This window comes from Falseniella ignava (assembly GCF_002847645.1).
Taxonomy (GTDB): Bacteria; Bacillota; Bacilli; order Lactobacillales; family Aerococcaceae; genus Falseniella; species Falseniella ignava.
Window position 1 is genome coordinate 1 of the sequence record NZ_PKHE01000007.1, and the last position, 26,167, is coordinate 26,167.

At 41.9% G+C, this 26,167-nt stretch carries 18 protein-coding genes and 1 pseudogene; 3 read left to right on the forward strand and 16 right to left on the reverse strand.

From position 1 onward, the window contains the following. Window positions 1-198: 198 nt before the first annotated feature. Window positions 199-453, forward strand: a pseudogene (locus CYJ57_RS08115) (prepilin peptidase); the annotation flags it as partial. A gap of 75 nt (window positions 454-528) precedes the next feature. Beyond that, the gene (locus CYJ57_RS08120; RefSeq protein ID WP_244896577.1) at window positions 529-885 is read left to right on the forward strand and encodes a prepilin peptidase; all 357 of its coding nucleotides are present in this window, start codon (window positions 529-531) and stop codon (window positions 883-885) included. 46 nt (window positions 886-931) lie between these two features. Here the strand turns inward: CYJ57_RS08120 and rpoC are convergent, their stop codons facing one another. From rpoC to CYJ57_RS03740, 11 genes are all read right to left on the reverse strand, one after another. After that, complete coding sequence (rpoC, locus tag CYJ57_RS03690; RefSeq protein WP_101954123.1) at window positions 932-4,609, reverse strand: DNA-directed RNA polymerase subunit beta'; 3,678 nt, start codon at window positions 4,607-4,609, stop codon at window positions 932-934. A 61-nt stretch (window positions 4,610-4,670) separates the two neighbouring features. Beyond that, a complete protein-coding gene (gene rpoB / locus CYJ57_RS03695) occupies window positions 4,671-8,255 on the reverse strand; it encodes a DNA-directed RNA polymerase subunit beta (protein WP_101954124.1) in 3,585 nt (1,194 codons plus the stop codon). A 308-nt stretch (window positions 8,256-8,563) separates the two neighbouring features. Next, window positions 8,564-9,547, reverse strand: a complete 984-nt coding sequence (locus tag CYJ57_RS03700) for an ABC transporter ATP-binding protein (RefSeq protein ID WP_006701454.1) — start codon at window positions 9,545-9,547, stop codon at window positions 8,564-8,566. Continuing rightward, complete coding sequence (locus CYJ57_RS03705) at window positions 9,540-10,463, reverse strand: ABC transporter ATP-binding protein (RefSeq protein WP_006701455.1); 924 nt, start codon at window positions 10,461-10,463, stop codon at window positions 9,540-9,542. The genes CYJ57_RS03700 and CYJ57_RS03705 overlap by 8 nt, the downstream gene beginning before the upstream one ends. A 9-nt stretch (window positions 10,464-10,472) precedes the next feature. Next, window positions 10,473-11,354, reverse strand: coding sequence for a nickel transporter permease (nikC, locus tag CYJ57_RS03710; protein WP_101954125.1), 882 nt, complete (start codon window positions 11,352-11,354; stop codon window positions 10,473-10,475). Between the two features lie 12 nt (window positions 11,355-11,366). Continuing rightward, entirely contained in the window at window positions 11,367-12,296 is a 930-nt protein-coding gene (locus CYJ57_RS03715) for an ABC transporter permease (protein WP_006701457.1), read from the reverse strand. Window positions 12,297-12,366: 70 nt separating this feature from the next. After that, entirely contained in the window at window positions 12,367-13,884 is a 1,518-nt protein-coding gene (locus CYJ57_RS03720) for an ABC transporter substrate-binding protein (RefSeq protein WP_101954126.1), read from the reverse strand. 298 nt (window positions 13,885-14,182) lie between these two features. After that, window positions 14,183-15,985, reverse strand: coding sequence for an ABC transporter ATP-binding protein (locus CYJ57_RS03725; protein ID WP_101954127.1), 1,803 nt, complete (start codon window positions 15,983-15,985; stop codon window positions 14,183-14,185). Further along, window positions 15,986-17,821 (reverse strand): ABC transporter ATP-binding protein, encoded by a 1,836-nt coding sequence (locus CYJ57_RS03730; protein ID WP_180764380.1) that lies wholly within the window; start codon window positions 17,819-17,821, stop codon window positions 15,986-15,988. It lies immediately after the preceding gene. Window positions 17,822-17,918: 97 nt separating this feature from the next. Further along, the gene (locus tag CYJ57_RS03735) at window positions 17,919-18,617 is read right to left on the reverse strand and encodes a sensor histidine kinase (protein WP_101954129.1); all 699 of its coding nucleotides are present in this window, start codon (window positions 18,615-18,617) and stop codon (window positions 17,919-17,921) included. Then, window positions 18,617-19,333 carry a LytR/AlgR family response regulator transcription factor gene (locus CYJ57_RS03740; RefSeq protein ID WP_101954130.1) on the reverse strand — a complete coding sequence of 239 codons (717 nt, stop codon included), beginning with the start codon at window positions 19,331-19,333 and terminating at the stop codon, window positions 18,617-18,619. Before CYJ57_RS03740 ends, CYJ57_RS03735 begins: the two co-directional genes overlap by 1 nt. A gap of 112 nt (window positions 19,334-19,445) precedes the next feature. Between CYJ57_RS03740 and CYJ57_RS03745 the strand changes: the two genes are divergently transcribed. Then, window positions 19,446-19,829, forward strand: coding sequence for a RidA family protein (locus CYJ57_RS03745; RefSeq protein ID WP_006701464.1), 384 nt, complete (start codon window positions 19,446-19,448; stop codon window positions 19,827-19,829). A 57-nt stretch (window positions 19,830-19,886) separates the two neighbouring features. Here the strand turns inward: CYJ57_RS03745 and CYJ57_RS03750 are convergent, their stop codons facing one another. The 5 genes from CYJ57_RS03750 to CYJ57_RS03770 all read right to left on the reverse strand — a co-directional run bounded on the left by CYJ57_RS03750 (window position 19,887) and on the right by CYJ57_RS03770 (window position 26,166). After that, on the reverse strand, window positions 19,887-21,110 hold the full coding sequence (locus CYJ57_RS03750; protein WP_006701465.1) for an ABC transporter permease: 1,224 nt from the start codon (window positions 21,108-21,110) through the stop codon (window positions 19,887-19,889). Next, on the reverse strand, window positions 21,097-21,870 hold the full coding sequence (locus tag CYJ57_RS03755) for an ABC transporter ATP-binding protein (RefSeq protein WP_101954177.1): 774 nt from the start codon (window positions 21,868-21,870) through the stop codon (window positions 21,097-21,099). The genes CYJ57_RS03750 and CYJ57_RS03755 overlap by 14 nt, the downstream gene beginning before the upstream one ends. Then, window positions 21,860-23,191 carry an efflux RND transporter periplasmic adaptor subunit gene (locus tag CYJ57_RS03760; RefSeq protein ID WP_101954131.1) on the reverse strand — a complete coding sequence of 444 codons (1,332 nt, stop codon included), beginning with the start codon at window positions 23,189-23,191 and terminating at the stop codon, window positions 21,860-21,862. The genes CYJ57_RS03755 and CYJ57_RS03760 overlap by 11 nt, the downstream gene beginning before the upstream one ends. Before the next feature lie 153 nt (window positions 23,192-23,344). Next, window positions 23,345-24,703 (reverse strand): Trk system potassium transporter TrkA, encoded by a 1,359-nt coding sequence (trkA, locus tag CYJ57_RS03765; protein ID WP_101954132.1) that lies wholly within the window; start codon window positions 24,701-24,703, stop codon window positions 23,345-23,347. An 11-nt stretch (window positions 24,704-24,714) separates the two neighbouring features. Continuing rightward, entirely contained in the window at window positions 24,715-26,166 is a 1,452-nt protein-coding gene (locus tag CYJ57_RS03770) for a TrkH family potassium uptake protein (protein WP_101954133.1), read from the reverse strand. Between the last annotated feature and the right edge of the window lies 1 nt (window position 26,167).

Here is a 26,167-nt window from a genome sequence, read left to right on the forward strand (position 1 = left end):
TTACAAACAATTATACCCCGAAAGGGGTAACAAGTTTAAAGTCTTAAAAATCATTCATTTAAGACTACATTTATTATACGAGGAGGAATTGGGCAACCTCAATCTTTACAAACAATTATACCCCGAAAGGGGTAACAAGTTTAAAGTCTTAAAAATCATTCATTTAAGACTACATTTATTATACGAGGAGGAATAATAATGTTTTTATGTTACTTTCTAATTGGAGCCATCTGCGGTTCATTTGGACAATGTTTTGCTTATGATTGGGCCTATCACCAAGTTAACTTAATGCGACGATCCCAGTGCGACTTTTGCAATCAGAGACTTCGATGGTTTCATTTAATTCCAGTGTTGTCATCGCTATGGTTTAGATTTCGCTGTGATTATTGTGGACAATACCTCGGTCGTTATTACTTTTGGGGTGAACTATTGTCAGGGATAAGCTTTTGTTTGATTTATATCCTTTTCCCGTCCGATTCGATATTGTGGCATCTATTATGGTTCATAACGATCTTATTAATGATATTGATGGATCAAGAAGCGATGTGGGTACCGGATACGCTCCAATTTCTTAGCGTTTTTCTTCTATTAATAAATCAAAGTTATCCATTATATTTTACCTCGTTTTGTTATGTCGGATTTCTTTTAATTGTCTTTTACTTTCTCTCACCGGAAAAAATCGGAGGAGCGGATATTAAGTTGATGATTTCCTTCAGTTTATTAGTGTCGCCTTATTTGCTTGCCTATTATTTCTTCGGTATTTCGACAGTTGGTCTGATAAGTTGGTTGTGTCACAACATCCGTGTGCGTCAATGGAATCAACCGTTCCCATTTATCCTTTCGATTATTATTGGCTGGCATCTCTACCTTTGGTTTGTCGCATAAAAATAAGGAGCACGGGACGCATCCCTTGCTCCTTATAATGATATGATTAGTTATCTTCGGATTTTGCTGTTTCAGCAACCCGTTCTGCCTCTTTATGCGCCGCTTCTTCTTCACGTTTACGCTCTTCTTCATCCAATAATTCTTGAATAATGGGTTGCGTGGACGTTTCAGTCTTGCGGTAGCGTGGCATTCCCGTTCCTGCTGGAATTAACTTCCCGATAATGACGTTCTCTTTCAAGCCGATTAGACGGTCGCGATCTCCGCGAATCGCCGCATCCGTTAAGACACGTGTTGTTTCTTGGAAGGAAGCTGCCGAAATAAATGATTTTGTTTCAAGGGCTGCTTTAGTAATTCCTAGTAATACTGGGCGTGCCGTCGCTGGAACTTCACCTGTGCGAATCGCTTCTTCGTTCGCACGTGTAAAGTCAGCAATATCCATTAATGCACCCGGCAAGATTTCGGTCGAAGCAGGGTCCATTACGCGGACCTTGCGAAGCATTTGGCGAACCATTACTTCGATATGCTTGTCACCGATCTCAACCCCTTGTCCACGATAGACTTGTTGCACTTCATTTAATAGATATTCTTGAACGGTAATAACGTCCGTCACGCGAAGTAACTCTTTCGGATTAATGGACCCTTCCGTTAATGGCTGACCACGCTTAACGGTATCGCCTTCGGCAACCTTTACACGAGACTGGAATGGCACGTTATATGTACGCGTATCCGTTGCCCCTTTAATTGTAATATCTTTTGTACGGTCGGATGCTTTCTCTTCGATTGATTCAACCACACCCGATACTTCCGTAATTTGTGCTTGTCCTTTTGGATTTCGCGCTTCAAAGATTTCTTGAATCCGCGGTAAACCTTGGGTAATGTCGCCACCACCAGCAACCCCACCCGTATGGAAGGTACGCATGGTTAATTGCGTTCCGGGTTCACCGATAGATTGCGCTGCGATCGTTCCGACAGCTTCGCCTACTTCAACTTGTTCACCAGTTGCTAAGTTAATACCATAACATTTCTTACATACGCCATGGTTACAATTACATGTAAAGACGGAACGAATCGTAACGGTTTCGATACCCGCTTTAACGATTTCGTTAGCCAAATCTTCCGTAATCAATTGACCTGAAGCAACAATGGTTTCGCCCGTTTCTGGGTGGAAGACGCTCTTATGCGCATAACGGCCTGTCAAGCGTTCTTCAAGTGACTCAACTACGCGGTTACCGTCTGAGATAACACGGATTTCAAGCCCTTTGTCGGTTCCACAGTCCTCTTCACGCACAATCACATCTTGTGCTACGTCAACGAGACGACGTGTTAAGTATCCCGAGTCGGCTGTCTTCAGCGCCGTATCAGTCATCCCTTTACGTGCCCCGTGCGTCGAGATAAACATCTCCATAACCGTCAAGCCTTCACGGAAGTTCGAAGTAATTGGAAGTTCGATAATCTTACCACTTGGCGCTGCCATGTTCCCACGCATCCCCGCTAACTGAGTGAAGTTCGAGATGTTACCACGAGCTCCTGAGTCCGCCATCATATTGATTGGGTTCAGACGTGGTAAGGAAGCTACTAGTTGGTCAGCAATTGATTCACGGGCTTTCTCCCATGTACGAATGACGCTCTCATAACGCTCGTCTTCTGTAATCAATCCTCGACGATATTGTTTTGTAATATTGTCCACTTTTGCGTGAGCTTCATCTAAGATTTCTTGTTTCGTATCAAGACGGATAACGTCAGCTACCCCAACCGTAATACCGGATTTTGTTGAATATTTATAACCTAAGTTCTTCAACTTATCTAGCATGTTGGATGTTTCCGTTACTTGGTATCGTTTGAAGACTTCAGAAATGATATTTCCTAAGTGTTTTTTCTTAAATGGCGGCACCAATTCCATTGAAGCGATGGTTTCTTTAACGTCTTGGCCTACCTCTAAGAAATACTTATCCGGTGTGGATTCCAATAAGTTCTCCATTGTTGGCTCGTTTAAGTACGGGAATTCGGCTGGCATAATACTGTTAAAGATTACCTTACCAACCGTTGTAACCATTAATTTGTTGCGTTGACTTTCAGTGAACGGCTTCTCTGGGAAGGCACTTGCTGGTAACGCAATACGTGTATGTAAGTGAACATACCCTTCGTAATAAGCCATCTCCATCTCGCTTGGGCTTGAGAAGTACATCCCTTCGCCTTCGCGTCCTTCTTCTTCCAGCGTGAGGTAATAGTTCCCCAACACCATATCTTGAGATGGTGTAACAACAGGTTTTCCGTCTTTTGGGTTCAGAATGTGCGTTGCCGCTAACATTAGGATACGTGCTTCAGCTTGCGCTTCTTCTGATAACGGCACGTGAACCGCCATTTGGTCTCCGTCAAAGTCCGCGTTATAAGCTTCACAGACTAACGGGTGTAGACGGATGGCTTTACCATCAACTAACACCGGCTCAAATGCTTGAATCCCTAAACGGTGAAGGGTCGGTGCGCGGTTCAGTAGGACTGGATGCTCACGGATGACTTCTTCAACCACTGGCCAGATCGCATCATTTAATGTTTCAATCATGCGTTTTGCATTTTTGATGTTGCCTGCAATTTCTCGTTCAACTAATTCTTTCATAATGAAAGGTTTGAATAATTCAACAGCCATTTCCTTAGGAAGACCACATTGGTACATCTTAAGTGAAGGACCTACGACGATCACCGAACGACCTGAGTAGTCGACTCGCTTACCGAGTAAGTTTTGACGGAAACGACCTTGTTTTCCTTTCAACATATGAGATAGTGACTTCAACGGACGATTACCTGGTCCTGTCACTGCGCGACCGCGACGACCGTTATCGACTAACGAGTCGACCGCTTCTTGCAGCATACGTTTCTCATTTTGAACGATAATACCAGGAGCTCCTAAATCTAACAATCGCTTGAGTCGGTTGTTACGGTTGATAACTCGACGATATAAGTCGTTTAAGTCACTCGTCGCAAAGCGTCCCCCTTCAAGTTGCACCATTGGACGCAACTCAGGTGGAATGACAGGTAAAGCTTCCATTACCATCCATGATGGTTGATTCCCTGACGCTAAGAATGAGTCTAAAATATCAAGACGGCGAATTGCGCGTGTCCGTTTTTGACCGGTAGAGGTCTTCAACTCTTCTTTTAACTCCGCAACTTCCCCTTCGATATCGACCGCTTCAAGCAAATCTTTAATTGCTTCGGCACCCATTTTCGCAACAAAGCGGTTGCCGTATTCGCGACGTTTCTCGCGATATTCTGCTTCTGTTAAAAGTGACTTAGGCTCTAACGGAGTATCTCCTGCATCAATCACAATATAAGAAGCGAAATAAATAACTTCTTCTAATAATCGTGGGCTCATATCTAAGATGAGTCCCATACGACTTGGTATTCCTTTGAAATACCAAATATGAGTTACAGGTGCTGCTAACTCAATATGCCCCATTCGTTCACGGCGTACCTTAGAACGGGTAACTTCAACGCCACATCGTTCGCAGACACGTCCTTTATAACGAATGCGTTTATACTTACCACATGAACATTCCCAATCTTTACTTGGACCAAATATTCTTTCACAGAATAAGCCGTCTTTTTCTGGTTTTAATGTACGGTAGTTGATGGTCTCTGGTTTCTTGACTTCGCCGTATGACCAACTACGGATTTTCTCTGGAGAGGCCAAGCCAATCTCCATCGATTCAAATGTATTCACATCTATCAAAGGGCAAACCTCCTTATTTATCCCTGATACATACCTACTCGATTATGACGACTCGTTGCGATTACGCCTCGTCGGTAACCGCAGTGGTGTCGTTATCTTTCACTTCATTTTGGCTCTTACCGGCATTTTTTTGATCTTCTTTATACTGATCTAATGCATTCAGATTGATTACATCATCTTCATCATCATCTTGCAGATCGATTTCTTCATCGAATTCATTTAATACCCGTAAGTCTAATCCTAAAGATTGTAATTCTTTCACTAAGACGCGGAATGATTCTGGAACGCCTGGTTTTGGAATTGGATCTCCTTTGACAATGGCTTCGTAAGTTTTAACACGTCCGACCACGTCATCTGACTTGTAGGTTAGGATTTCTTGTAATGTATAAGCCGCACCGTACGCTTCAAGCGCCCAGACTTCCATCTCTCCGAAACGTTGTCCACCGAATTGAGCTTTACCACCCAACGGTTGTTGTGTAACAAGTGAGTAAGGGCCTGTTGAACGCGCATGAATCTTATCGTCGACCATGTGTCCAAGTTTCAGCATGTACATCACACCAACGGATACTTTACGGTCAAATGGCTCTCCGGTACGACCATCGTAAAGAATGGTTTTAGCATCTTCATTGAGGCCTGCTTCTTGAACTGTCTCCCAGACATCATCTTCACTTGCCCCGTCAAAGACCGGTGTCGCAATCTTGATGCCAAGTGAGCGGGCCGCCATTCCTAAGTGTAGTTCAAATACTTGTCCGATATTCATCCGAGAAGGAACCCCAAGTGGGTTTAATAAGATATCAACGGATGTACCATCTGGTAAGAATGGCATATCTTCTTCCGGAACAACGAGAGATACAACCCCTTTGTTACCGTGGCGTCCGGCCATCTTATCTCCTTCTTGAATTTTACGTTTTTGAACGATATAGACTCGGACTAATTTGTTCACGCCGGGTTGAAGTTCGTCACCATTTTCACGCGTAAAGATCTTCACATCATGGACGATTCCGCCTCCACCGTGTGGAACACGAAGTGAAGTATCACGAACTTCTCGAGCTTTTTCACCAAAGATAGCGTGAAGTAAGCGTTCCTCTGCCGATAATTCAGTGACACCTTTCGGGGTCACTTTACCGACCAAGATATCGCCGTCGCGAACTTCTGCCCCGATAGTAATGATGCCATCTTTATCTAAGTATTTTAAAGCTTCTTCTGAAACGTTTGGTATTTCTCGCGTAATTTCTTCTGGTCCTAATTTTGTTTCGCGCGCTTCAGATTCGTACTCTTCAATATGAATTGAAGTATAGACATCATCTTTGACTAAACGCTCTGACATAATGATCGCGTCCTCGTAGTTATAACCTTCCCAAGTCATAAAGGCAACGAGTGGGTTTTGACCTAGGGCCATCTCGCCATTTTGCATTGATGGGCCGTCTGCTAGGATTTCGCCTTTTTCGACGCTTTCTCCAACCTCAACAATCGGTTGTTGGTTATAACATGTACCGGCGTTCGAGCGTGCAAACTTAGTTAAGTAGTAATCATCGTAAGATTCGTCCGATAATTTAATGCGAATACGACTTGCATCAACGTATTCCACTTTACCTGGACGACTGCATATTAAAGCTGCTCCCGAGTCATGCGCCGCTTGGTATTCCATTCCTGTTCCCACTAAAGGTGATTGAGGTTTAATTAATGGCACGGCTTGACGTTGCATGTTCGCTCCCATTAGAGCACGGTTGGAGTCGTCGTTCTCTAAGAACGGAATGGATGCTGTCGCAACCGATACAACTTGCTTCGGTGACACGTCCATGTAGTCAACTCGACTAACTGGAACTTCTAAGTTCTCGGACTTGAAGCGAGCCATTACGGTGTCGTTCACAAAGTAACCTTCGTCATCTAACAGCGAGTTCGCCTGCGCAACAACATATAGGTCTTCCTCATCAGCAGAAAGATAATGGATTTCATCAGTCGCTTGAAGTGTATCTTTATTTACGCGACGATACGGTGTCTCAATGAAACCAAACTCATTAATTTTAGCGTAAGTTGCTAAAGAGTTAATGAGTCCGATGTTCGGTCCTTCGGGTGTCTCGATCGGACACATACGACCGTAGTGAGAGTAGTGAACGTCACGCACTTCCATCCCGGCTCGGTCACGAGTTAACCCACCAGGTCCTAAGGCAGAAAGACGACGTTTGTGCGTTAATTCCCCTAACGGGTTCGACTGGTCCATGAATTGAGACAACTGGCTCGAACCAAAGAATTCTTTGATAGCAGCGACAACGGGACGTATATTAATCAACTGTTGCGGCGTCATGGATGAGATATCTTGTAGTGACATTCTTTCACGTACGACACGTTCCATTCGAGATAGACCGATACGGAATTGATTTTGTAATAATTCACCTACCGAACGAATACGACGATTCCCTAAATGGTCAATATCATCCGTTGTTCCAATCCCTTGATCTAAGAATAAGTAATAATTCACTGACGCAATAATATCTGCTGGCGTTAGCGACTTGATCTCATCTGGAATATTACCATTACCAATGATATTAATAACTTGTTCTGGATCTTCCGGTGAATAGATTTTAATCATTTGAACATCAACACTCTCACCTAACACACCTTCTGGAGAAGGATGTAGCGTGACCATATTGATGCCCTTATCTAAATACGGAACTAATTCATCAATCTTTTGTTGATCTAGCAGCGTTCCTTCTGGGAAGATAATCTCACCTGTCTCAGGATCTGCTAATGTCTCTGCTAAAGTTTGGTTAACGAGACGGTATTTTAAGTGTAGTTTTTTGTTCACTTTATAACGACCAACTGGCGCTAAATCATAACGGCGTGGGTCGAAGAAACGAGCAATCAATAAATTCCGTGAACTTTCAGCAGTCTTAGGTTCACCGGGTCTTAGACGCTCGTAAATATCTTTTAAGGCTTCCTCAACGCGTGAGTCCGTAGCATTTTTATGCGTATCTTTATCGATTGTATTGTTTAATAGTTCGGACTCACTCATAATCTCATAGATTTCTTCATCTGAACCAAAACCTAAGGCACGAACAATGGCCGTAAGTGGCAATTTACGTGTGCGGTCAATACGAACGTACGCAATGCCTTTCGCATCCGTCTCAAACTCTAACCAAGCTCCGCGGTTTGGAATGACGGTTGAAGTAAAGGTATGACGATTCTTTTTATCTAACTTATCATGGAAATAAACGGAAGGTGAGCGAACTAATTGGGAGACGATAACACGTTCCGCCCCATTGATAATAAAGGTTCCCATAGGTGTCATCATCGGGAAATCACCGAAAAACACAACTTGTTCTTTCACTTCACCCGTCTCACGGTTCACTAGACGCAACTTCACATAGATGGGTTGAGAGTAGTTTGCATCATGCGCACGCGCTTCATCAATGTTGTATTTTGGCTCTCTTAATTCATAATCAATAAAATGTAACTCTAAGTTCTCAGTGTGGTCAACGATAGGCGAGATATCTTCGAACATCGTTCGAATCCCTTTATCTAAAAACCACTCATAAGAATCTGTCTGAATCTCAATTAAATTCGGTGCTTCAAGCACTTCTTTAATTCGAGAATAACTTCGGCGTTCTGCTTTCTTACCATACGGCACAGTATGAAATTGACTCAAATAGTTTCACTCCTTCGATAAAATTGGGCGAAGTTTACAATTAGGTAACAAATATTAAGGTTTGTTATCAAATGGTGTTTCTTCACTAAAAAAGGGCAAAAAAATACAAAAGATTGTCGCTTGTTTGAATCTAAACTCGCTGATCTTTTGTTGTATACGGGCGAAAAAGGTTGCCGGACAATATTTCGACACACTTTCTCTACATCATAATTACGTTGTCTAATACTATCACTTCAGCCCCGACAAGTCAAGGCAATAATTTAAAAAATACCCCCGCTCGATTTGAGCAAGGGTATTGATTGTTACAATTAATGTTGATGTCCTTGACCATCATATTGATAGCAAGTACAACGGACCCAGTGACCTGGTTCCACTTCACGCAGTTGAGGGTCTGCTTCATGATACTCTGCTGGAATCCATGGGACCCGTGAAGCAAAGCGACAACCTTGCGGAGGATTGACCGGACTTGGAACATCTCCTTCCAAGACAATCCGCTCGCGTTGCAATCCATATTTAGGAATTGGAATTGCTGATAGCAATGCTTTTGTATATGGATGTAATGGGTTTTCGAATAATACATCGTAGTCTGCTAACTCAACAATTTGTCCTAAATACATTACCGCTACTCGGTCACTAATATGACGAACAACCGATAAGTCATGTGAAATGAATAAGTAGGTTAAGTTGAATTCATCTTGCAGCTGATCCATCAAGTTCAACACTTGCGCTTGAACTGAAACGTCCAGTGCAGATACTGGCTCATCTAGCACAATGAATTTTGGTTTTAAAATGAGTGCCCGCGCAATCCCAATCCGTTGACGGCTCCCACCATCCAATTCGTGAGGGAATGCACCTGCTACACTTCTGCGCAAACCAACCGTATCCATCATATTGTAAACAGCCGCTTCCAACTCGCGTTCAGACTTGAACAGATGATTCACCCGAGCAGGCTCTGCAATTAAGTCAAAGGTACTCATCCGTGGGTTCAGTGAAGAATATGGGTCTTGGAAGACGATTTGCATGTCCAGACGGATTTTATTGATATCTGCTTTTCGCTTCAGTTGCGCCACATCTACCCCGTCAAACAGTACTTGACCCGATGTCGGCTCATGCAAGCGAATAATCGCACGTCCAACGGTTGATTTCCCACAACCCGATTCCCCGACAAGTCCGAGTGTTTCGCCGCGCTTAATATCGAAGCTAACACCGTCAACAGCCTTTAGATCTCCAGCTTTGGTCGGGAAGTACTTCGTTAGATCTCTGACACTAATTAATACATCTTCGTTACTCATTCAACTCACCTTCCATCTCTGCTGTTAGTGGGAACGCAACAAAATGTCCAGGACGTACTTCTCGGTACTCTGGCGTAATCACTGAAAAATCAGGTAACGCCATATTCATTGTTGCTAAACGTTCAACATCTTCGTCAATACTTGGAATCGCAGCAAACAATCCCTTCGTATATGGATGATATGGATGCTCAAAAATTTCTTGAACCGTACCATGTTCTACAATCGCCCCACCATACATAACAGAAACATAATCACACGTCTCTGCAACGACACCCAAGTCGTGAGTAATTAAGATCATCGAAGTATCGAAACGATCTTTTAAGTCTTTAATTAACTCTAGGACTTGCGCTTGAATTGTTACGTCCAATGCGGTTGTCGGTTCGTCTGCAATAATCAAACTAGGATTACATGCCAATGCCATCGCAATAACAACCCGTTGCTTCATACCACCACTAAATTGGTGAGGGTAGTCATCAATACGCTCTGGACGAATTCCAACAACTTTAAGCATTTCTTTTGCGCGTTCACGCAATTGGTCTTTTTTCAGATCCTCGTGCAAATCTAATACTTCTTCAATTTGCTCTCCAACGGTCATAACAGGGTTCAATGACGTCATCGGATCTTGGAAAATCATCGAGATTTTATTTCCTCGAATTTTATACATTTCATTTTCAGGGACGGTTAATAAGTCTGTCCCTTCTAGAAAGATTTCGCCAGAGGTAATCTCTCCTGGCGGAGTTTGGATAAGTCGCATGATTGCTTTCGCGGTAGTCGTTTTACCCGCACCGGTCTCTCCAACTAACCCGTGCGTTTGCTTTTTGTCGATTTTGAAGTTCAGATTATTGACCGCGTGAACCACACCACTATCTGTATGATATTCAACACTTAAGTTTTTAATATTTAATAATTCACTCATCATAATCTCCTATCTCTTCAACTTCGGATCGAGCGCATCACGCAATCCATCACCAAGTAAGTTTAAGGCTAGAATCGTTAATACAATTGCCAACCCAGGGAACAACGTCATATGAGGATAGTCACGAATATAAGCACGTCCTCCAGATAACATCGCACCCCATTCTGGTGTAGGTGGCTCTAAACCAAGCCCGATAAAACTAAGCCCCGCTGCGTTAATAATGGCATAAGCCACCCCTAATGTCGCTTGAACAATGATCGGTGCCATACAGTTCGGAATGATGTGTTTTAAAATAATTCGTGCATCACTTGAACCGTTTGCTCGAGCTGCTTCAACAAACTCTTGATCTCTTAATGATAAGACTGAAGAGCGAACTAAACGAGCATAACCTGGGATTGCAGCAATCCCGACCGCCACCATTAAGTTCGTCAGACCTGGGCCTAAGGCAGCCATAATCGCAATCGCTAATAAAATATCTGGAAGGGCTTGAACAATATCAATAAAGCGCATCAAGATATTATCAATTTTACCACCATAATAGCCCGTAATCGCACCAATCGCGACCCCAATCGTCATCGAAATACTTACTGAGATAAAGCCGACCCGGAGTGATACCCGTGAGCCATAGACAACTCGACTAAAAATATCGCGCCCAAGTTCATCCGTTCCAAACCAATGCTCGGCATTCGGTGTTTGGTATTGATTAGCTAAGTTCTGTTCAGCATAACCGTATGGAGCAATATAATCAGCAAAAATAGCTGTAATGATGAGAATGATAATAATTACTAACCCCACCATCGCCAATCGGTTTCGCTTCATCCGTATCCAAATATCACGTAGACCTCTAAAACGTCCGCGTTCAATACGTTCGGTATTTATTTGTTCTGTCATAATGTCTCACCCCTACTCGTATTGCGTCTTAAGTCGTGGATCCACATAAGTATAGAGAATATCTACAACTAAATTCACTAAACTAAATGTAACTGCCACGAATAGAACGCACCCTAATACCATCGGCATATCTCGTTTCATAATGGAGTCTACCATCAAGCGTCCAATTCCTGGGATTGAGAAGATAACTTCCGTCATCAAGGCTCCCCCCATTAGTTGTCCGAATTGAGTACCGGTGATTGTAATAATTGGAATTAACGCATTTTTAAGTGCATGTCGCCAAATAATTTTGTTACGACGTTGCCCTTTGGCTTTTGCGGTTTGAATAAAATCTTTACGAATTACTTCTAACATCGATGACCTCGTCATCCGAGCAATAACCGACACGGATTGTGCCCCCAATGCCATCATTGGTAATACCATATGCATTGGTGTTGAATAACCAGAAGATGGGAACCAATGTAATTTCACTGAGAATAGTAAAATTAATAATAATCCTAACCAGAATACTGGCATTGAAATCCCGATTAGAGCTGCCACCATCGTTACATTATCAAAGATTGAATACTGGCGTACCGCACTAATAATACCAACTGGTACTCCAACCACTACAGCGAAAGTAATCGCTGTTGCCGCTAATTTTAGCGTTGCGCCCGCCCGAGACATAATCTCTGGCGTCACATTACTGCGTGTGATATAGGAATAACCTAAGTCAAAATGGAAAATTACATTCTTTAAGTAACGTCCGTATTGGACTAAGAATGGGTCTTCAAGTCCCATCTCTATTCTTAACGCTTTTACCGCTGCTTCTGAGGCAGAAGGTCCTAAAGCGTTACGCGCCATGTCTCCTGGCGTTAAGTAAAGCAGCGAGAATACAATAAAACTTACTCCTAATAGGACGGGAATAAGATAAAGCAGTCGCTTTAAAATATATCTAAACATTATTACACCTCTCTATAAAAGGAGATGGCAGGCATCTCCTTTAAATACGGTTTTAATACGATTTTTTCTATTATTCACCGATCGTTACATCTGTAAATGAGTGGAAGCCAAGTGGAGATAAGTGAACGCCACCGATTTCCTTCTTAGTTCCCATGGTCATTTCTTTATTATGAAGTGGGATCCAAGCGTAAATATCCATCAAGTATTCTTGAACTTCTGCGTAGTAGTCTGCACGCTGTTGATCGTCTTGAGCATAGCGTCCTTTTTCTAACAGTTCGTCAACTTTAGGATCTTCTAAGAAGATGTAGTTTCCACCTTCACCTTTAGCTGATGAGTGGAAGCAAGGATATAAGAATGTATCTGGGTCTGATGAGTCCGCAGTCCAAGCAATCATGAATAGATCTTGATCACCGTTTTTGATGACTTCGTTAAAGGCAGACCACTCTAAAATGTTAATCGTTGCATCGATACCTGCTTGAGATAATTGTTCTTTCATTGCGGTTGCCATGTCTGAACGGTCTTTATTTTCGTTAGTACTAATCGTTAAGCTTAGACCATCTTCATAGCCAGCTTCTTTAAGTAATTCTTTCGCACGTTCGATATTTTGTTGGCGAACTTCCATTTGATCTGAGATTGAGTAATTCAATGTTGGAGGAAGTACCCCAGTCGCTGTTTGACCTAAGTCATGGAATACCGCTTTTACAATTGAATCAACATCTAAAGCTAAAGCAATGGCTTCACGAACTTTTGGATTATCAAATGGCTCTTTCGCTGTGTTGAATCCCATGTATGTTTCACCATAGTCTAAAGCTTTAATTAAGTTAAGATCTGCGTTATCTTCAACTTTTTTAATATCTGTTGCGATAATGTCGTAAGCAATGTCTACCCCACCAGATTCTAACTCAATAACACGGTTACTTGGTTCTGGAATAACACGGAATAATAATTTGTCGTAGGCTACGCCTTCACCGTGATAGTCTTCGAATTTCTCAAGTTCGATCGAATCAGCACGTTTCCAGCTAACGAATTTCAATGCGTTCGTACCGATTGGATGTTGTGCGTAATCATCGCCACCTTCAGTGACTGCTTTTTCGTTGACAATAAATCCACCTGGGTGACATAGCGCAGGAATAATACCCGCGAAAGGTTCAGTCTGTTTAAATTCTACGGTATAGTCATCAATCGCTTGTACACTATTAACATCGATTGTTTGGAATAAGTGCGTAACGTTTGGCGCTTCAATCGCGCGTTTTAATGAGAAGACAACGTCAGAAGCTTTTAGCTCTTCACCGTTATGAAACTTAACGCCTTCTTTTAATTTGAAGCGGTAGGTTACATCATCCACTTGTTCATAACTTTCCGCTAAGCTCGGTTGAATTTCACCGCTTGGATCTAATTTAACGAGTCCTTCATAAATTTGTGTTGTGACGTTACTTGATTGGTTGTCATTGGACATCACTGGGTCTAATGAGATAGCATCGCCCGATAAACCAATCGTTAATTGGTTTCCGCCCGTTCCTCCACCAGAACAACCTACTAATAACAATACACAAAGCATTGTTAATAACATTGATAACTTCTTCTTCATAATTAGAATCTCCTTATCATTATCATTCTACTTTGACACTTGCGACAGACAGTTGACTACGCGACACGACAAAATTTAATATCCACCACCTCTGTAACAACACGTTTTTGTAAACGCTTCTATACTCTATGAAAAGCCTAACATAGTTACTTCTCATTCGTCAATCTCTCTTTCAAAAAATTATACAATCGTGAATTGAACATTATTATATTTGTCCGAACGTGTGACAAAAGCTTGTGAAAAAATAAAAATCCTTATTCGCTATCGACAAAATCAAAAGTGAATAAGGAATAAATGATTATTGATAATATTGTGCTTGGGCTTGCCATAGTTCGGAATATTTGCCTGGCTGATGAACTAACGCTTCATGCGTTCCACGCTGGATGATCTGCCCTTCGTCAAAAACCAATATTTCATCACAGAAACGACAGCTTGACAAACGATGTGATATATAAAAGGCCGTTCGATCTTCAACCATCGCATCAATATGTTGGTAAATCTCAAACTCAGCGATCGGATCCAACGCGGCTGTTGGCTCATCGAGAATCATAATCGGACTTTCTTTGTACAAAGCACGAGCCATCGCAATTTTTTGAGCTTGTCCTCCTGAGACATTGCTCCCATTCGATTGATACTCTGTCCCTAAATACGTCTCAAGCCCTTGTTCAAAATCTGACGCTTTCAGCCCGACTTGATGGAGTGCGCGTTGCACCCGATCAATATCGTATTCTGGGCTTACCGCAATATTCTCCGCTAGGGTCAGACCTAACAAGCGATAATCTTGAAAGACGACCGAGTACAATTGATACCATTCTGCCAGTGAATATTTCATGCCATCGACTTGGTTCAGTTCAACTGAGCCCGTGGTCGGTTCATAAAGTCGCAGTAGTAACTTAATAAAGGTTGTTTTACCTGAGCCATTCTCTCCTACAATGGCGTAGCGCTTGCCAGGTTCGAAGTCCTGAGTAATTCCTTTGAGAATCTCCTCATCACTCCCTGGATATTTGAACGACAGGTCTTTCACAGAAAGTTGATAATCATTGTCTAGCCGTTTCTCAATTGGCAAGGTGCCTTGGGCTTTTTCATCTGGTAAGTCCAACAATTGATAGAATCGGTCCATCGGTTCTCTTTGAGCAAATACAGAAGATAACGATAATAATCCTCGCATGGAAGTCATCAACTGGTTCATCGCTCCCATCAATTGAACGACCATCCCGATAGGTAAGCTACCTAAAATCACCCGAGCGCCAATCAATAAATAGATTAAGGTATTAATGACACCTTCGCTGAATGCCGCCATCAAATTCGAATGCGAATTAACTTTATGAAACTGCGCCATAAACTCAATCATTTTTTTAATTTGCTCATTCCACATTTTGACGAACTGAGATTCCCCATGGTACAAGCGGATTTCTTTGCTCGATTCCGGGTCTTCTAATAAATTAATCAAATAGAAAGCGAGCGCATTTAAGCGAACAATCAATCCTCCTTTGGTTTCTAATATCCCCACGGCACGTTGCATTTCGAGTATCTGAATGACAATCAATGATACCATCGTGGCAATTAAGGCGACGTTCACCCAATATGAGTCAATCCAGTGAGCGCCTTGTGCGTAGGACCATAATGGCCACATTAGGATAAGAGACATCCCCATTCCAACAAGGCTATCTAAAGCACGCAAAGTATGTTCACAAATATAGTAGAAAGAAGAGTTATTTTGCATTTGATCTCGGCCTACTTGAAAGGCCAGCGATTGGATATTTGGATCCTCAACATAAGTATACTCGGTAATCGCCATCTTCTTATTTGGAATATCGAATAAGTCTCGCCGCATCTCCGTAAACCGAACCCCATAGATTGGACGAAGTAAGGCATTCGCAAGTTGTAAAGTTCCTATGATCGTTAGATAACGTATAATCATTGGCATAATCGCATCATAATGGCCATACGATAAATTTGATAAGACCCGTGACATATACCAGAAGTTTGCAAATGTCACGCCATGAGTCAAGAAAGCCAAGAGAATTCTTAATAATAAAATTCCTTTAAAGTAGTACCATAAATCCTTAAAAGTTCTTATAAATAATTGCTTTCGACTCATTTAAATCACTCCTCCTTGTTCGCTCACAGCTTCTGGCTCTTCATTTCCATCGCCTAAATCACGATAATAGTATGCTTGATGGTGGAACATCTCCGCATACGCTTCATGTGACGCCAGTAACTCCTCATGGGTTCCCATCTCTTTAATGTAGCCGTCATCCAAGTAGATAATCCGATCGCAAAATTGTGTTGAAGCGAGGCGATGCGAGATGAATAGGGCAGTCTTGCCTTTAGAGAATGCCAAATAGTGTTGATAAACTTCACTCTCACTCAATGGATCCAACGCTGCAGTCGGTTCATCCAATATTAATATCGGCGCATCTTTATAGAGTGCCTGAGCTAATTTTAATTTTTGCATTTGCCCGCCGGATAGTTCCACCCCGTCATAATCAACTTGTCTAACAATTTTGGTTTGGTCGCCTTCCGGTAACTTATCGATCACTTGATCCATACCACTCTGTTCAAGTGCAACTCGATATTTTCCTGGATCATAAGGGGCTCCTTGTAGAATTGTATCTCGAATATTAAAGGTAAATAAATGCGTATCCTGGAATACAGGGGCTATTTGCTGGTAATAAGCTTTTCGATCAAACTCACGTAAGTTCGTCCCGTTAATTAAGATACGACCCGAGGTTGGTTCCAAGAGTCCTAAGATTAATTTTACTAACGTTGTCTTCCCAGCTCCATTTGTCCCGACAATCGCTAACTTCTCACCCGGCTGAATGGTTAAATCCATTTGATCGATAATCGCCTCTTGCCGATTCGGATAACGATACGTTACTTTTTCCAGCTTAATTTCAAAAGGAACACCTTCAGTCGCTAAAGGTTGTTCACCCTTAAATATCGGATCCAAATGCATATAATCATAGAACGGTTCGATGTCGATTAAATATTCCAGCGTCATGGCAGATTCTTCAATCAGTTGCGACAACACGGTAATCACAACTGTCACCAACCCGACATAGACGACAAAGTCTCCGACCGCAATCTCCCCTTTGATTAAGCTTTGAAGACTATAGTAATAAGCTAATCCAGACATCAACAAGGTCATCAATAGAACACCGATACTTTCAATCCGATTCAATCGGTTCGTCGGGCGAATTATCTGATAGTACTGCTTCATGAGTTGTGCTTGAATCTCACTAATCCAATTCATCATTGAATAAAGTCGAATATCTTTCCCGACACGATGATCGCTCATAACTTTCCGCGCATATTGATACTGTGTTTCATTGCTCAGCCGCTCATCGCGATTGCTACGCTTTAATTTCAACTGGAAATGTTTGATTACAAGTAGGAAAATCACCAAAATCAAAATCAATCCTAACATAACAGAATCGAGTTGAAAGAGTAGCGTAGTATATAAGATAATTCCAATTCCAGCTCCAACTAACTCGACGCCTCTCAAGATGAATCCCATCAACGGCGTCCCATTGTGATCCGCTGCGTATACTGCTCCTTTGAAGGCTGCACTATTCTCTTCGCCAATAATTAACGGATAATCCATCAACACCTGGTAGGATAGCACTTGCGCTAGCGTTAACAATCGAATTCGATCGGAAAATTTATTTTCAATCCATTGATTGCTATAAACTAACAGCATTTCTGCCAAAATCAAAAGACCCATCATTTTAAGTGTGTATAGTAAATAACCAGTCAAATCGCTTGGGTGTGTCGCTTGCAATAAATAATTCACTAAACCTCCCGACACGAGCAATCGTGCCATCGGAAGCCACGCTTTGACAATTACTTTGGTCAATGCAATGGGGTAAAACTTGCGGTCCACTTCAAAAATTAATTGATTAATATAACGAAAGATTGCCCATTTCTTCTTCATCTGATCCCTCCTGACGCTTTCAGTATAAATGAAAAAAGACATTTTATTCGATAAAATGTCTGAATGGTTGAAAATTTGACCTCAACGGTTATTTTAATTACAAAGGCAGGGTAACCTCCGTGACAAAGACCCCTTCTTCCCATTGACGGTTGACGATGCCATGATTCGCTTGAACCGCCGCATCAATCCGACGCAAGCCATACCCTTGCCGATTCGGTCGCTTTAATGAGCGATACCAAGGGAGCGGAGCATGATCCATCGTATTCATCATACTGATATATAAATTATTCTTTATAGGGGCAATATAAAGTCGAATTCGTGCACCACCTTGTTGCTTTTGCGTTGCTTCAATTGCATTGTTCAACAAATTTCCTAAAATAATGGCCAGGTCGGTTGAAGGAATATTTAATTTATCTGGGGCAATGGCTTCTGCCTTCACTTCAACTCCGGCACTGACGGCTCGCGTTAGCTTTGTATTGACTAACGCATCCATTAACGTATTCCCAGTACGGATTAAGGTATCGACTTGGTTTAATTCATTCGTTAATAATTTTAAATAGTCACGCAAAGCAGTGAGGTCCGATTGGTTCGCATACGCATCAATCACTTGCAAATGATTGCGATAATCATGACGAATCCCCCTTAAACGGTCGTAGATGGCTTCCACTTCCACCACATATTCATCTAATTCTTGTTGTTGAATTTTAACAGTTTGGAGTTTGATCACTAAACGCCAAATAATATAACCCATTCCAAGGACTAGGATACCTAAACTTACCAATATAACTCGATTCATCAATAAGCTCCTTTACGATAATGCGATACAAAGGCGGCTTGCACTTCTTTTAACAGTCTTCTCGAAAGAGGAATCGCCGTACCATCTTCCATCTGCACCTCATTGGCGTGGATGGCACTGACATGATTTAAGTTAATCAAGTAGCTGCGGTGCGGACTTATAAAATCCGCATTGAGCTTCTCTCTAAAGGCGGCTAATGTCTCACCCAATTCAATCTGTTCATCTTCGAGCGCTATCGTTAAACGCCGACGATTGACCTCGACCCAATAGATTTCATTGGCATTCAGCGCTCGACTCACCCCATCGATGGTATCGACTAGCACGTAATGTTCTTGGACAGGTTGGATCGTCAAATACTTTTGAATGACCCGCTCAATATCTGCGTGATCAATTGGCTTTACTAAAAAGTCCAACGCATCCACTTGATACCCTGCGACGGCGTATTCGCTATAACCGGTCGCAAAGATAATCTCGATTTGCGGAGCGATTTGCCGAATTTGATGTGCCAACGACATCCCGTCGAGCGTGGGCATTTCGATATCTAAGAATAGAAGTTGCCATTCTGGATGTTCTTCTAATTCAAAGAGAAAATGTTCGCTACTCTCAAGGCAAGTAATAGAACAATCTACCTGTAGCGCTTGGCAAGCTTGTTGTATTAATGCTTCCATATAATCTCGTTGAATCTGTTCGTCATCTACCACGACGATGTTCAGCATGGTCAGTCCCTCCTACTCATTAGTCAACTTATTATAGCATATCTAATCCCTTTGACGGACAGAAGAAAGCGTTGTACTATAGAATTATAAAATTTGCAAAAGGAGAATGATTATGTCAAAAGTTACCCCACTGAATACGGATAAAGCACCTGCCGCTATCGGTCCATACTCTCAAGCAACGACCGCAAACGGCCTCGTGTTTGTCTCTGGTCAATTACCGATTGACCCTGCCGTAGGTAAAATCGAAGCGACCGATGTAGCTGACCAAACGCGTCAATGTCTTGAGAACTTGAAGCATATCTTAGCCTCAGACGGTCTGACTTTAGCCGATGCATTGAAGACAACGGTTTATTTAGCAAATATCCAAGACTTCGCCGCGATGAATGAAGTCTATGCAGAATATTTCCAAGCACCTTACCCTGCACGTGCTGCCTTCGAAGTGGCTGCCCTACCTCAAGGTGCACTGGTTGAGATTGAACTGGTTGCTGCAAAATAATTAGCCTTAAATACAAATAAAGCCGGGAGCAATCGCGATTGCTTTCGGCCTTATTTTTCATCTTAATATTTCGACGACATTCTTTCTTGATGCGGCTCTAGCAGGAAAGACACTGAATACAATACCGATTAAGACTGAAATCAATACACTGACCAATGCCGTCGTCACATCAAAGAGCGCATTAAATGGAATAAATCGGCTGACTAAAAGCGCAATCCCGATTCCGCTTAAATAGCCAATAATCCCACCGAAGGTCGTAATCGCAATCCCTTCCAGTAAGAATTGCCACTGAATACTATCCTTGGTTGCCCCGAGTGAACGTCGAATCCCAATCTCTTTTGTTCGCTCTGAGACAGAGATATACATCATATTCATAACCCCTACACCAGCAATAAAGAGCGAGATTCCAGCTACCGCTGAAATAAAGAGCGTTACCATCGAGAGCGTCTTACCGACTTCAGCCATCATCTCAGAACTATCAAAATAAGTATAGCTCCCATTGCTAATTTCAGCACCCGCTTCATCTAAATAGCTCTTAATCTTCTTATTGATGGTGGACATATCGGCACCATCTTCGAAATAGACTTGAATGCCAAAATCAAAGTTTTGCGCATAATAATAACGATCAAACGTCCCACGTGGCATCACACCACTAATGGTCGAGAAAATATAACCTTCTTCTTGTAGCTTTTGTTCTTCTTCAGACAACGTCTTAATAAAAATTCCCACAATCGTAAATTCATGCCCATCCAAAGTCGCAGATCTTCCAACAGCCTTTTCGGCACTACCATACAATTGGGTGGCAACATCTTCATTCAACATCATATAAGGTGACCGATAATCCGAATCAGCTTGGGTTAGATTCCGTCCCGCAATTAACGGATAGTCGGATTCCTCTAAAATTTCAAACTCAAAGTCGAGATTTTCTTCTCTTACTTTAATTTGACTATACTGCGTCTGAACCGAAGTCTCGCTATCTAGCTTGACTTCATCTACACCCGGCATTTCTTCAATTGCTGAGAGGTTATCTTTACTAAAAGGCGTAATTTGTGCCCAGTCAATATTTTGATTTTCTGGGTTAAAACTAAATCGCTGGCTCATTCGTCCTTTTTCGTCTTTCGTTAAATTATCAATTGTTTGTTGGCGAAAGCCATTCCCTAAGCTCATAATTGTGATCACGGCGGCAATCCCGATAATAATCCCAATCATCGTTAGAAAGGTTCGTCGCCCGTTCATTCTCAGTGTGTCAAACGATGATTTTAAGATTTCACTCATTCGCATCTTCAGTCACCTCCTGAGATTGAATATTCGATCGCTGGGCGAGCGTTTCGTACTCTAAATCTTCCCAGCGCTTTTGACTAATTTGACCGTCCACGATGACAATATTGCGCGTTGCATACGCTTGGAGCGCCGGGTCATGTGTCACCATCACAATCGTGACGCCATCTTCTTCGTGACGTTGTTTTAAAATATCCATAATCAATGTAGAGGTCTTCGTATCGAGCGCACCTGTCGGCTCATCCGCAATAATAAATTGCGGCTCATTAATTAAAGCGCGCGCAATCGCCACGCGTTGCTTTTGGCCTCCTGATAATTCATGTGGCATATTCTTGAGTTTGCCTTTTAAGCCCACGCGCTCCAGTGCAGCTTCGACTTTCGGACGCGTTTGCTTGGCTGTCATCCCGCTATAAATTAGTGGTAAACGAATATTTTCTTCAACGGTCATCGTCTCAATTAAATTAAAATCTTGAAAGACAAAGCCCACTAATTGATTACGCAGTTGCGAAATTTGACGATCGGTTCGCTGTTCAATTTGCTTCCCATCTAAAATATACGTTCCCTCAAATTGATTATCTAAAAACCCTAAAATATTAATTAACGTTGATTTCCCAGATCCTGAAGGTCCCATGATTGAGACGAATTCACCACGATGAATTTGTAGATCGATATCTTTTAAGACGTGGAGCTGTTCCTCACCGGCCGTATAATACTTATTAATGCCTCGAATATCAATTAACGGCACAGAAGTATTAGTGACCATCATAATCCATTCCTTCCATATCAAATTGATCGAATTCTGCATTATCCATCACTTGAATGGTCTGTCCCTCTTTGACATCGTATGGATAAAGGATGACCACTTCACCTTCCTCAACGCCTCGTAGAACGACTTGCTTCACACCTTGGCGTTCTAATTTAATCTCTTTCTTAACTGCGACGCCATCTTGAACCGTATAAATAAAAGTCTTTTCACCTTCGTAGACAATCGCATCGGTTGGAATCACATAGCCTGGCAGGCCAATTTGGACTTTCACCGTAAACCCAGGTTGAATAAATTCATCCGCTTTAACTGTAAAGCCATATTGGGTTCCAGAGCTACCTTGGGATGCATTATACATCGGTTCATTCGATTCATCGGACCTCGGCGAAACTTTCGGAATCTTATCGTAGTGAATCATCGTGCCGGTAACATCGCGGTCCTCAGCATCAACATAAAGATTAACCGGACGATCTTCACCTAACGCGTAGAATTCGTACTCTGATACGGATCCAGTGACGGAGATATCTTCACTAATCACACGAATAAACGGTACTTGTGAGTCTGTTTTGCCATCTTGATTTAAGATGACTTTACCATCCGTTTTTGCAACGACTTGGCTATCTTGATCCTTCAACATTCTTGCAACCTTAATATCAATATCTTCAATTTGTTGGTTTAAAGTTCGAATCTGATCTTTAATGCCATCCGCTGAGCCATCTTCTGGAGGTGCTACTAGTTCACCAGATTCATCCATCACCGGTGGATTGACGGGTTTATTTACATACTCCCCTTTGCCAATCGGCACCGAGACGTAATATTGGTAGCCATCTTCGGTCCAATAACCTTCAATCAGATCCCCTTGCCAGTTATAGGCATTACCGGTCATTTCTGACAATTGATCGATTAGACGCTCACGTTGGTTATAGAGTCGGGTCTGTTCACGTCGGGTATCTTCGAGTTCGTAGACGGCTTTTTGTTCATTGTACTTAAATAAAGGTTGCCCTTTTTTGATTACTTGCCCATCCGTCACATAGACTTCTTGAATATCTCCCCGTTCAGCATTGTAATAATAAGTCTGATCGGTCTTCAGCTGAGCAATCCCATTAATCGTAATCGGTTCTTGGCGGTACAAGGTCATGGTTTGATAATACTGCTCAGATTCCGAGGCTTCTTCTGGGTCCTGACTGTAGGCGAGTCTCTGTCCAATAGGTCGTCCATTCGGATTCGACCAATGAATCTCCCCATTAATAAATCCATAGGCTAATAATATTGATAACGGACCTGCGATTAACAGGCTATAATTTAATTTCTTGCGGTCCAAGGATACTCCTCCTCTGTTACGTTTTTGTAACATTCATTTGATTATCAATAGTATATCGTGATGATTTATCTTAATCAATAGCACTTCATTAATAACCTCACTTTTTAGACAACAAAAAGATGGGAAGCGGCACACTTCCCATCCATAATTCACTTATGCTTTGACGACTAACTGATTAATATCGGTCACCTCATGTTGCTTCGTTACCACATAGACAAAATCCCCCGGTTTAATTTGGGTATCCCCGGTTGGCACAATAAATTCATCTTGTCTTAAAATACCGATAATCAGCGTTTGATCTTCAAGCGTCAAATCACGCAAAGTTTTTTCAGTAATTAAACACTCACTCAGCACCTCAAACTCTAACGCCTCAAGTTGTCCTTCAATTAACATATAGAGGTTATTTACCGCTGAGTTTTCGGTTGCTTTGAGACTCCGTGTCAATTGAATAATTTTATCCGCCACTAATTGTTTCGGTGTAATAATCGTATCGAGCCCTAAATTTGCTAATGGGCGCAATAGATAAGGACGGTCTAATTTCGTAATAACTTTTGGAACGCCCTGATGCATTGCAAATAATGACGTCACCATATTTTCATGGTCACTGCGGTTCAAACTAATTACAGCATCATAATTCTTAATATGTTCTTCTTCCAAGACACGTTGGTCTGACCCGTCACCATGAATGACTTCAATTTCAGGATAGCTAATGGCCAACTGCAACGCTGTCTTATAATCTTGTTCAATCACTGTAATCTCCAGATGGCGTTGCTTTAATTCTTCTAATAGATAATGCGTTAATGTCCCTCCATCGATAATCAAAACTTTCTTAATAGTCACTTGTTTCGTTCTTAGGCGGTTGTATAGAATTTTTAAGCGATTTTGCTCACTTAAAACATGAATTCGGTCTCCCGCTTGCATGACGAAGTCACCATCCGGAATATAGACCTCATCCCCGCGTTCAATCGCACAAATTAAAATATCGCCGTCTAAGTAATTTCTAAAGTCCATGATCTTACAGTTGGCTGCGGCACTCTCGGGTGTAATCGTCAACCCGACAATATGCATCCGACCATTCGCGAAAGCTTCGATTGAATTGGCGAAAGGATACCTTAAGATTTGGTCAATCACCACTGCGGCATCATGCTCGGGATTGACAATCCGATTGACCCCGATGGCCGATTGCATAAATTGAATATCTTCCATATATTCTGGATCCCGCACTCGTCCATAGACATGCTTAACACCAAAGTTTTGTGCAATAATCGCAGAGATAATATTCTTCTCATCCGAGTTCGTAACCGCAATAAAGACATCGGCTGTCGCGATCCCGGCTTCTTGCAAAATCCGAACCGAAGCCGCTGAACCGACAATTCCTTGTATATCATATTGGCCCGCAATCTCATCAATAATGTGTTCATTCGGGTCTACAATCACGATATCCGCTGTCTGGTACAATGCTTCACAGATGGCACTTCCGACTTCGCCACCACCACATATAATGATTTGCATGATGATTCCTCCTAGTATTTCGTTGTCCAAGTGCGTTTCAGTAATAGAATTAACACAGGATATATTTCCAGGCGTCCAATAATCATGGAACAAATTAAGGTTACTTTTGCAAAAGGATTAAACGAAGCAAAATTACTGGCGGGTCCAATATTACCCATCCCTGGTCCGATATTATTAATTGTCGCAGCTACCGCACTGAAGGCGGTCATAAAATCATTTTCAGAAATAGAAACCAATAGCGTCAATACAGTAAATACCATAAAATAAGTTCCCAAATAGATAAAGGTCCGCTTAATATAAATATTCGACATCAATCGCCCATCAACTGTGATCGGCACCACTTTACGTGGGTGTACGGCTTGAATAATATCGCGTCGAATGCCTTTAAGATAAATCAAAATTCTCGACATTTTTATTCCACCAGCAGTTGACCCAGCCATACTTCCTGAAAACATCAATAATAAAATGATGAGCCGGGCAAATAATGGCCAGAGCGTAAAGTCCACCGTTCCAAAACCAGTCGTTGAAATAATCGTTGTGACGGTAAAGAACGCATCGCGAAAGAGCGGTTCAAAATGTAAATAATCTGCATGCATAACAAGCATCAACAGTAAAACCGCTGCCGCAAGTACTTTTAGAAATAATCGCAACTCTTCGCTTGAAAAGAATGTTTTAAATTCTTTACGTAATAAAAAATAATACAAATTAAAGTTAATACCAAATATAATCATGCCAAAGGATAGAATATACTCAACCATCGGATTATTAAAATGACCGACACTGAGGGCTTTATTACTAAAACCGCCTGTCCCAGCCGTCCCAAATGCATGAATCAATGCATCAAAAGGTTGCATCCCAGCTAGCATCAGTAGTAAGACTAAAATACCCGTCATCGCAATATAAATTGTATAAAGAATCGCTGCGGTATTTTTATTTTTCGCAACTAACTTACCAAATTCAGGACCGGGAACTTCTGCCTTCATAATACTCACGGAACCTTCACCCAGTTCAGGAATTAAAGCAAAGGCAAAAACTAACACCCCCATCCCACCTACTAAATGGGAGAAACTACGCCAAAACAACATCGACTGACTAAGCGCTTCAACATTTTGTAGAATACTCGACCCTGTCGTTGTAAATCCTGACGTCATCTCGAAGGTCGCATCAATCACGCTTTGGATTTCCCCACTAAATACAAACGGGAGTCCGCCAAAAAATGACAATAAAAACCACGATAAAGCCGTGATCGCAAAACCATCTATTAAGGTATAAGATGTTTGCTCGGGCTCAAATAAACTGAGGAAAAAACCACAGACGACTAAAATACCGATCGTATAAATAAAACTTAATAAGGTCTCAGGCCCTTCCCGGTAGATTAATCCCACAACAAATGGAATTAACATTAAGACGGCTTCTAAATAGCATATACGCCCTAGAAAGCCTGCCACCATTCGCTTATTCATT